The organism is Thermostichus sp. MS-CIW-23, assembly GCF_054059455.1.
On sequence record NZ_JBSSCC010000074.1, the window covers coordinates 1 to 4,396 of the forward strand.

Below are 4,396 nucleotides of genomic sequence, written 5' to 3' on the forward strand. Positions count from 1 at the left end.
GTCAGGACTTGGGTCATGGTTCTATCATAACTTCCGCATTCCTCCCGACACTGACCCTACGGGTACAGTGCGGGGCTCCTGCGATTTCTAGCTGACAGATGGGCGATCAGCCGATCCACCAACCGCGAGAGGGTTGCCTGTTCTTCTGGGCTGAGACAGCCGTAGGTTTGCTCCCGCAACTGCCAAATCAGAGGGGGTAAAACGTCTTTCAGCTCCTCCCCTGCAGGTGTGAGGTAGACCCGCCAAATCCGCCGATCCTCAGGATCTCGCTGCCGCCGGATCAGCTCCCGTTTTTCCATGCCATCCAACACCCCGGTCATGGTGCCCCCCAACTGCTGCAAGCGCTCACAAATAGTGGAAGTAGGGATCCCGTCTTCTTCCCAAAGGCAGCAGAGCACCACCCAATGGGAGATGGTCAGGCCAAAAGGCTCCAAATGAGACTGCAACTTCCGCCGCACCAATTGAGACAACAGCCGAATGCGGTAGCCCAGGGAGTTGGGGGCGAGAATGTCATGCCACCGTTCCAGGAAAGCCTGCTTTTCCGATTGAACCATCTCCCCGGTTTGACTGTTTCCCATCGGCGGCCTGGAATGCTCGGAATCTAAATCGCCCTATTTTATCTTTTACTGAGGAGAAGGAGAGAAGGAGCTTACGGTTTGCCGAGAAGGTTGTGTGATCTGCAGTACGGCCTAGCCCTTGCACAGCCAACAGACGATCTGCGGCCATTACAGTTGCAAAAGATATCCATAAAGATATCCATCAGGCCATACAACATTTTTTGGCTACCCATCAGCTAGAAATTGCAGGAGCCCCGCACTGTACCCGTAGGGTCGGTGTCGGGAGGAATGCTACAATAATACTGCGGACACCAGAAACGGTTGTTTAAGGCACTGGTAACGGTCGATTGGGGGTGCTGTAAACCACCCCAGAGGCTCGTGGTTGGCTTGCTAACTGCAGGGCTACTAAAAGCCCGCTCCGTACCGCCTAGCGGTTGGTGTCGGGTAGTTTACGTCACAGCCGACTGGGATCCCTGACAAGCAAAAGATGGGCTTGCCTTGGCCGGAGTCGATAACGCTGGAAAAGGCTGGCACAGAGATTTGCCAAGGCAGTTCGGATGGCACTAGAGTAGCGTCAAGTCTTTTGCCAGCCCGTTGTCCTTTGCAAGTGTCTTTGTGAGGTCATCATGCCGCTTATCCCACAGGGGTTGCGCCCCCATCGTCGTCTCCTCTGGGCAGGGATCCCGTTAGCTGGTGCTTTGGCCTTGGGGGCCTGCTGGAGCAACCCCACAGGTGCTGAAGTCGAGTCTCCCACATTGACTCAGAATCCCTTCCCCCCCATCCCCACTCCACCGCCGCCGCTGCCTTCCCCAAGTGGGACTCCGGGCCTTCCCCCTTGGTGGCCCCGCGCCCAATCGCCGCAGTGGGAAGATTCTCCTTACGCTTCGGTCTTGTCCGGCTTTTTGCAAGGATTGGCGGCCCAAGGGGGAGCGCTCTCTCAACAGGGGATCCTGCTCTGGACGCCGGAAGGGGAGCTGTTGGCGGAGCATGGGCTGGATCGACCTTTGCCGGTGGGAGCCTTGGATCAGTTGGCCATCAGCTTGATGGCCCTGGAGACTTGGGGTTACGAGCATCGCTTTGAGACCCGCTTCTACACCACAGGCCATCGGTTGGGCCATCGCTTGACGGGAGATTTGATCCTGGTGGGTGGCGGGGATCCCTATTTCACGGAAGCGAATGTGGCAGAGCTGGCCCGCCATTTGCATAGCCTCAACATTCGCCAGATCGACGGGGATGTGAAGGTGTTGCCCCCCTTCCGTTTGCTGGGCCAACCCGATCCTCCCGATCCTTTGGCCGGTGCTCGGCGTTTGGCAGAGCTCCTCAGCGATACGCAACAGCCCCACCCGGTTGCCATTCGCGGCTCGGTGTCAACCCTGACAGCCCTGCCCGCGGACGCCCACTGCTTGGCTCGTTATACCTCGCTACGCCTGGGATCCCTGTTGCAGATCCTCAATGGCAGCAACGACCGAGCCATGGCAGAAGCCCTGTTGGCGCAACTGGGGGGCGAAACAGCCCTGCTGGAGTACCTGCGGCAGCGGTTGGCGGCTCAGCCCATTTCCCGCCTGGATTCCCAAATGGCCCCCGCCGAGCAAGACATTCGCCTGGGGCAAAGAGGGCGAGCGCTGTACCTTTCCCCCCGCGCTCTAGCTCATCTCTGGGAACACCTGGTAGATTTCACAGATGGGGATCCGACTCGGATCTTGCCCAGAGCGGGCACTGGCCACAGCACCCTGCGGGCGCGCACCTTGCCCCCAGGCACGGCTGCTCAGGTGGGATCCGCTGCGGATCGGTTGATGACGATGGGGCAGCTGCCGAATGGCATCCACTTTGTCCTGCTCAACCAAGGTCCTGACCTGGGCATTTTGCGCCAGCAACAGGATCAGTTTCTGCAGGATGTGGTGGCCATTTCTGAGCCTCTCCGCCGCTAATGCTGACCTCAATTCGAACTTAATTTGAGATACAGCTCTCCCCCCACTTTCCCCATAGGAGGCGGAAGCTCAAGACCCCAGAGCCCCACAGGTTAGGAACAGGGTCAATTCATTTAAGAATGAGACGGCCCTGCAGCTAAGAAGGCATGGAGGTAGACCTCAGGAGGAAGCTTAGACCTGAGAGAGAGTCATAGGGTATGTCCAGGAAGGGAGCAGTTGCACGGATGAACAAGGTTAGTCGTGCAACAGTTTATCGCTGGCTGAACCGAGAAGACCTGAGGCCGACAAAAGTCAAGACCCGCAAGCGCAAGATAGACTCGGCTGCCCTGCAGCAAGACGGAGACCAGTACCCAGAAGCTCGACTGAAGGATAGAGCCCGGTCTGGCGTCCAACCCGTCCTGCCAGCGGGACGGGGTCCTCGCGCTATTGACTGTGCTCTTGAGAATGAGAAGGTGAAAGTAGCACAAAAAAAGAGTTATGGTCATTTCAATTAAACCAGGAGACTGCGCCCACACCTAAAACTTTGAATGCACGGGGCCATAGGGCTTTTCTCAATGGCCCAGGCAATGGCTCAGGCGTCTCACCCTAACCTGAAATGACTACCCGAAATGACCATAAGTACCTGTTTTTCTCCGACAATTGACTTTTGCTGCTGATGCAAACTCTTTGGCAGACCATCGCCCAGCACCTTTCAGAAGCAACAGGGGATCCCATCCAGCCCCTACAGTATCGTTCTGTGGGCGGAGGCAGCATCAACGCCACCTATCGGTTTTCTTGCGCTTCCCAAAGCCCTCTTGCAGAAGGGGTAAAAGACTACTTCGTCAAATTGGCCCGTGGGGGAGAAAGGGCGCTGGAGATGTTTGCAGCGGAAGCTGCGGGCTTGCAAACCCTAGCGGCTGCCCAGGCCATTCGCGTGCCCCAGCCCATCATCTGGGGATCCGTAGGAGAGCAGGCCTACTTGGTGCTGGAATACCTGGAGCTAACCTCGCCCCGTCCGCAGACTGCGGGTTTATTGGGATCCCAGTTGGCCCAGTTGCACCGCACCCTATCCCCCAACGGCAGCTACGGTTGGGAGCGGGACAACACCATCGGCTCCACGCCGCAGATCAACAGTTGGCGGCAGAATTGGCCGGATTTTTATCGGGAACAGCGGCTGCTCTACCAGGTGAAATTGGCTTGCCAACAGGGGTATCGCGGCACGTGGGTGGCCCAAGCCGAACGGGTAATGGCGGAGCTGGAAGCCTTTTTTCAGGACTACAGGCCAGAACCCGCTCTGTTGCATGGAGATCTGTGGGGCGGCAACTACGGGGCCTTGGCCGATGGATCCCCGGTGATTTTCGATCCGGCCACCTACTACGGGGATCGAGAGACGGATCTGGCGATGACAGAACTGTTTGGCGGCTTTCCGCCGGAGTTCTATCGGGCTTATCAGCAGACCTATCCTTTGGATAAGGGATATCCTCACCGCAAGCCCCTCTACCAGCTCTACCACTGGCTCAACCATCTCAACCTGTTTGGAGAGGGCTACCTAGGCTCGGTGCAGCGGGCTTTGCAGCAGTGTTTGCAATTTCTTGGATAAATCGTATGGTTGTTCAGGTTAAGATGAGACGCCTGGGCTACTGCTCGCGCCAGCGGGACGGAGTCCTATCGCGCCAGCGGGACGGAGTCCTTGAAAAACCTTCTAACCCCCTGCATTATTGCTCCGCAACGCTATTGCTATGCCTACGGCACCCTGACGGGAACCGCAACGCTGACGCGAAGACGCGACCAACGGTTTAGGTGTGGGCACAGTGTTCTGAGTTTGAGTGGAAATGACGATACAGCCTGTTAAGGGCTCAAGGGGTACAATAGCAGCACTTAGCAAACCAACTTCGGAAGGAGGATGGATTGATCAGTAGTAAAGAAGTCTTC

At 57.3% G+C, this 4,396-nt stretch carries 4 protein-coding genes; 3 read left to right on the plus strand and 1 reads right to left on the minus strand.

The annotated features are described in order from the left end of the window. Positions 1-56: 56 nt before the first annotated feature. Positions 57-554, minus strand: a complete 498-nt coding sequence (locus ACVW0B_RS14180; protein ID WP_457387589.1) for a MarR family winged helix-turn-helix transcriptional regulator — start codon at positions 552-554, stop codon at positions 57-59. 629 nt (positions 555-1,183) lie between these two features. On the opposite strand from ACVW0B_RS14180, the gene ACVW0B_RS14185 reads away from it, so the two are divergent. The 3 genes from ACVW0B_RS14185 to ACVW0B_RS14195 all read left to right on the plus strand — a co-directional run bounded on the left by ACVW0B_RS14185 (position 1,184) and on the right by ACVW0B_RS14195 (position 4,064). Next, positions 1,184-2,485: a D-alanyl-D-alanine carboxypeptidase gene (locus tag ACVW0B_RS14185; protein ID WP_457491980.1), complete on the plus strand. Its 1,302-nt coding sequence runs from the start codon at positions 1,184-1,186 to the stop codon at positions 2,483-2,485. Between the two features lie 224 nt (positions 2,486-2,709). Then, a complete protein-coding gene (locus tag ACVW0B_RS14190; RefSeq protein WP_457491981.1) occupies positions 2,710-2,979 on the plus strand; it encodes an IS630 transposase-related protein in 270 nt (89 codons plus the stop codon). Between the two features lie 161 nt (positions 2,980-3,140). After that, positions 3,141-4,064, plus strand: a complete 924-nt coding sequence (locus tag ACVW0B_RS14195) for a fructosamine kinase family protein (RefSeq protein ID WP_457395921.1) — start codon at positions 3,141-3,143, stop codon at positions 4,062-4,064. Positions 4,065-4,396 lie beyond the last annotated feature (332 nt).